The sequence below is a fragment of the Candidatus Enterococcus willemsii genome (assembly GCF_009933335.1).
Classification (GTDB): Bacteria; Bacillota; Bacilli; order Lactobacillales; family Enterococcaceae; genus Enterococcus_F; species Enterococcus_F willemsii.
Genome location: NZ_MAEL01000022.1, coordinates 1 through 4,760, shown reverse-complemented (window position 1 = coordinate 4,760; position 4,760 = coordinate 1). Strand labels below are relative to the sequence as shown.

Here is a 4,760-nt window from a genome sequence, read left to right as displayed (position 1 = left end):
ATTCTAGACGATTACCTGACAATAAAAAGTTATGAATTAAACGGACTAGCTAAATTTAATGTATTGGTTCATTTTCTCATTATCATAAATACTTCTAGTCAAAATTTAGAAACTACACAAGAAGTTGAAGAGTTAACAACACTTCAGAAAGTAATTCATTCTTATTTAGATTTTTCTCCTATTCAAAAAAACTTACAAATACTTGAAGATATGATTCTATTAAATGTTAAACAGAAACATATACAAACAGAAGATACTGAGGAGTTACTTACGTTTGTGGATTCATTGATTTCTGAATTAAATAATATTTATTCTCTCAATATTGATAATGAAAGCTTCAAAGAAAGACTCATGCTACACTTAAAAAATTTGATTTCCAGAATGAATACTGGGACTTATTCTAGAAATCCTTTAAAAGAAACTATCATACAACAATCTCCATTAATTTTTGACATAGCTACGTCTTGTGCCATTATTGTTTGTAAATATTTTCATTGGGAGCGATTACCCAAAGATGAAATTGCTTATTTAGCTCTCCATCTAGGAATGGAAATTAGCAGACTTTCAAAGAAAAGGAGTAAAATTCAAACTCTTTTAATGATTCCAGAATATTCTTCTTTGCAGCATAAACTTTCCGCTAAAATCCAAACATTATTCGAAGATGATTTAGTTGTAGCCAAACAATTAACTGACAATGAAATAATAGACGAATCCAAAGTAGATTTAATTATTACTTGTGTTCCTTACAGTTCTTTAAATACCGAGTTTGTGATCATCTCCCCTTTTCTAAGCTCAGAGGACAGCAACAAAATAGCTTCGTCTATTGAAAAAATTATGTACAAAAAAAGAAGAATTTTACTATCAAATCAATTTGATAAATATTTTTCTAATGAACTTTTTCATGTTTTCGAAAAAGAAAATTTACCACAAGATTATTTAAAACTCATTACTTTTTTATGTGATGAAATAATTGAAAAAAGGGATATTGACCCCAAATTCAAAGAAAAAGTTTTTGAGCGTGAAAAAATGGCCTCTACAATTTTCAAAAAAATTGCCATCCCGCATCAATTTTCTTATTTTCCTAAGGAAAGCTCAATCTCTGTTGTTGTCTCTTCCAAAGGAATTCGATGGAATGATAAAGAAATAAAATTACTTTTGCTTCCTTGTATTTCTGAGCAAGACCGAAAAGAGTTTAATCAATTTTATGAGGTTTTATTAGAAGTTTTTGATAATGAAGTATTCCTAAAAAAACTAATAAACGTAAATAATTTTGCAGACTTTAAATCTATAATTAAATAAATGGATAAAAAACAGTTTACCTTTATTTTTTTATAAATCATTCACAACAATCCCCAAACAACTAGTTAGTTATTTGGGGATTGTTTATATAAAAGTTTAAAATGTCTACTTGTTTGAACATCACATACTTTAAGATAAAAAAATACATGTAAAATACTCTCTAAAACTTGTATCTCATTTTTCCTTCACTATAATTCGGATGATTTGCTGTCTGTTAGTTCGCTAGCTGATAATGCCCCTAGCGGTTGGCGATCTATCTCTGCTATATCAATTCCAGACAATAAGCCGCGACTAGCAAGAATCTCAATTACTTGTTTGCGTTCATCTAGAAGCGCTTGAAGATGCTCAAAAGGCAATTCAGCAATTTCTTCATACGTAATAGGTGCTGCTGTTCGATGTTCAGACTTCAATAATTGGCGCTGTTTTGGTGATAAAAAAATAATTATTGCTAGAAGAATCCCTAATAGTAAAGCAATCCATATAGAAGCTATTGGTAAAGTCGTCAAATTTTCATTTGAACTCAAATAAATCGTTCCTCCTGCACATAATGCTACTCCCACGCCATAAAAAATAAACAATTTTTCTTGTGATTTGTAATTACGCCACCAAATCAAGAAAAGTAATAACAACACGGTGATTGAAATAAAGAAGCTCCAAAAAACAAGACCTTCCTTTAGCGAAGCGGAGAAATCAAAACGATTATATAAGCTTCTTGCCATTCTCTGTTCTGGTTCCGCAAAAATTGCTCCAGGGTTAAGAAACAAAGAAATTCCTGTAATTGATGAAACTATCCCTAGTAACATAAGGAAAAATAACCCTGAAGCCTTTTTTGATTTGTTTATTACAGGTGCACCATACTTTAATACTTGCATCTCTGACTGACCAATCCCACTAAATTGTTCTGGAGTAACTGTATATGCCCATTCCACAGCATTAGTAACTTTCATTTTCTTCTCCTCCTAAGAATTAGTATCAGATTTCATTCATCTATTGAATCAAACTTTATTTTATGTACTTTATTTATTATATCATATCTTTATTGGTTACAAATGGACATCTCTCTTTAAACATTTATAAGAGGGTAGTAAGACGTACGAGATTACTTTCGGCTTAGAAAAGCAAGCGGATATCTAATTTCCCTTTACTTCATTCAATTTTACAAAAAACATTCTCCCTAAAAACCTAGTTTTTTCAGGAGAATGTCTTCTTAATTATTTTCTTGATTTAATGTTACAATAAGTTGAGGCAATTCTGCTAGTGTCTCTATTACGACATCTGCTCCTGCATCTAAATACTCTTTACGTACCTTGTCATAAAGTTCTTGGCGTTCCACTTCTGATAGTTGTTGGTATTCCTCAAAAGAGTACCCAGCTAAAGAACTTCCTTCGATTAAACCTATCGAAAAGAGACCTGCATTTTTTCCTTCTTCAATATCTGAAATTGTATCACCGATTTTGACAGCATTTTTTACAGATAACGTTCCAAAATGTTCTAAAATACGAAAAATCATATATGGAGCAGGACGACCAACTCCCTGAGTCATGTCTGGTGTTGCGATGTAATCTGGCTCATAGCCCTGCTCTGCTGCCACTTTAGCAACAATTTCCATCATTTCATTTGTATAGCCTGTTGTACTACCGATTGAGATATTCATCGCTTTTAATTGTTGCACTACGTCTAATACACCTGGTTTCACATCAGAATATTGATCTAATGTTTGAAAAACGACATCTTCAAACGTTTGATAAATACGATGAATGTCCGCTTCGGTTGGTTCATCACCATGAACTGCTAACCACTCTTTTGCGATTCGGTCCATCTTTAACATCGTCATAATATGGTCATGTTTTTTGGTTCCCATTGGCAGACGAATTTCTGCATTTGTCACTTCAATTCCTTCTTTTTTAAATGCTTGATAAAAAGCGTCAACTGGTGCCATACACCCAAAATCCACCGTTGTTCCTGCCCAATCTAAAATTACTGTATTAATCATAGTTACAAATCCTCCATATACGTTTTAATCAATTCTACAACTTGAATCATATCTTCAACATAAATTTCACCAATGTTTCCAATTCTAAAGCAATCAATATCACTTATTTTTCCTGGATAAATGGCATATCCATTTGCTTTTAAAAATTCATAGAAATGTGTAAATTCAAATTTGGGATGATTTGGATAATAAAATGAGGTAATAAATGGTCCTTGCTCTTCTCCAATAAATGACTGAAAACCAATTTCTGCCATTTTTTCACGCAACGTATCATTATTTTCTTTGTAACGTTGGTATCGAGCATTAATCCCTCCTTCTTCATCCAATTCATTCAACGCTTGTTCAAAAGCCAAAACAGTATGTGTTGGTGAAGTAAAACGCCATTTTCCATCAACGTCCATTGCTTCGAACTGTTCATATAAATCTAGACTGACTGTACGTGCCTTGCCTTTACTTGCTTCTAAAGCTTTGCGGTTACATATAATAAAACCAAATCCTGGTACACCTTGAATACATTTATTTGCACTAGAAACTAAGAAATCAATCTGATATTCTGCAACAGGAATAGAAATTCCGCCAAAACTTGACATCGCATCTAAAATAAATAGCAACTTGTTTTCTTTTACTACTTCTGAAATTTCTTCTAGTGGGTTCAAAATACCAGAAGTTGTTTCACTATGGACCATTGCTAGTGCATTAATTGTTGGATCTTCTGACAATAGCTCTCGAATTCTAGATGCTTGCGGAACCTCGTTTTCCGCTAACTGGTAAACTACATGCGGAATATTGTAACGTTTCGCCATTTGTACCATACGACTACCATAAGCGCCATTCGCACAAATTAAGACCTTATCTTGGTCGCCAATTACTGAGCTTAAAACAGATTCAACACAAAAACTACCACTCCCTTGCATCAAAACGGTCGTATAATCTTCTTCAGGGACTTTCGCTAATTGTAACAAATGTTTACGAATATGTTGAGTAATAATTTTATAGTCTTCATCCCACGTACAATGATCAACTAACATTGCTTCTTTTACTGTCGATGTGGTAGTTAATGGTCCGGGGGTTAATAATTTGTAATTCAAACTCATTTTAATTTCCTCGCATCTCTTCCGTTAATTTTTGATGTTTTTGTAATAATGCTGGTGTTAAAGGTTCACCAAATACTTTTTGATTTTCAGCAACAGATAATCCTTCGACTGACTCGCCTTCACACAATGCGCTTGGATAAATTTTCAATATTTCTGGTCGTGCTTCTTTTAAGATAACGTTCATCACTTTTTCTGCTTCTGGATTGGTTTTTTCACCTTTATCAACTACTGCCACAGATTCAGTCAATGTAAAAGAAAACAAAAAAGCCAAACAGTTTTTTCACTGTTTGACTTCGACTCTTCATGCAAATTGTAAAAAAAAGAAAAACACCATAAAGAGCGTTCTTCTTAGAGATAATATTAACTTTTATTCT

Annotated in this window: 5 protein-coding genes; 1 reads left to right on the top strand and 4 read right to left on the bottom strand. The window is 32.7% G+C overall.

The window, feature by feature from the left end; translation table 11 throughout:
• Window positions 1-1,299, top strand: a 1,299-nt coding sequence (locus tag BAU17_RS03205; protein ID WP_161901379.1) for a PTS sugar transporter subunit IIA, incomplete at its 5' end; no start/stop codon positions are given.
• Window positions 1,300-1,487: 188 nt separating this feature from the next.
• Here the strand turns inward: BAU17_RS03205 and BAU17_RS03200 are convergent.
• From BAU17_RS03200 to BAU17_RS03185, 4 genes are all read right to left on the bottom strand, one after another.
• A complete protein-coding gene (locus BAU17_RS03200; RefSeq protein WP_161901378.1) occupies window positions 1,488-2,246 on the bottom strand; it encodes a hypothetical protein in 759 nt (252 codons plus the stop codon).
• A gap of 260 nt (window positions 2,247-2,506) precedes the next feature.
• On the bottom strand, window positions 2,507-3,292 hold the full coding sequence (gene phnX / locus BAU17_RS03195) for a phosphonoacetaldehyde hydrolase (RefSeq protein WP_161901377.1): 786 nt from the start codon (window positions 3,290-3,292) through the stop codon (window positions 2,507-2,509).
• Between the two features lie 2 nt (window positions 3,293-3,294).
• Window positions 3,295-4,386 carry a 2-aminoethylphosphonate--pyruvate transaminase gene (gene phnW / locus BAU17_RS03190; RefSeq protein WP_161901376.1) on the bottom strand — a complete coding sequence of 364 codons (1,092 nt, stop codon included), beginning with the start codon at window positions 4,384-4,386 and terminating at the stop codon, window positions 3,295-3,297.
• Between the two features lies 1 nt (window position 4,387).
• A complete protein-coding gene (locus BAU17_RS03185) occupies window positions 4,388-4,657 on the bottom strand; it encodes a hypothetical protein (RefSeq protein WP_161901375.1) in 270 nt (89 codons plus the stop codon).
• Window positions 4,658-4,760 lie beyond the last annotated feature (103 nt).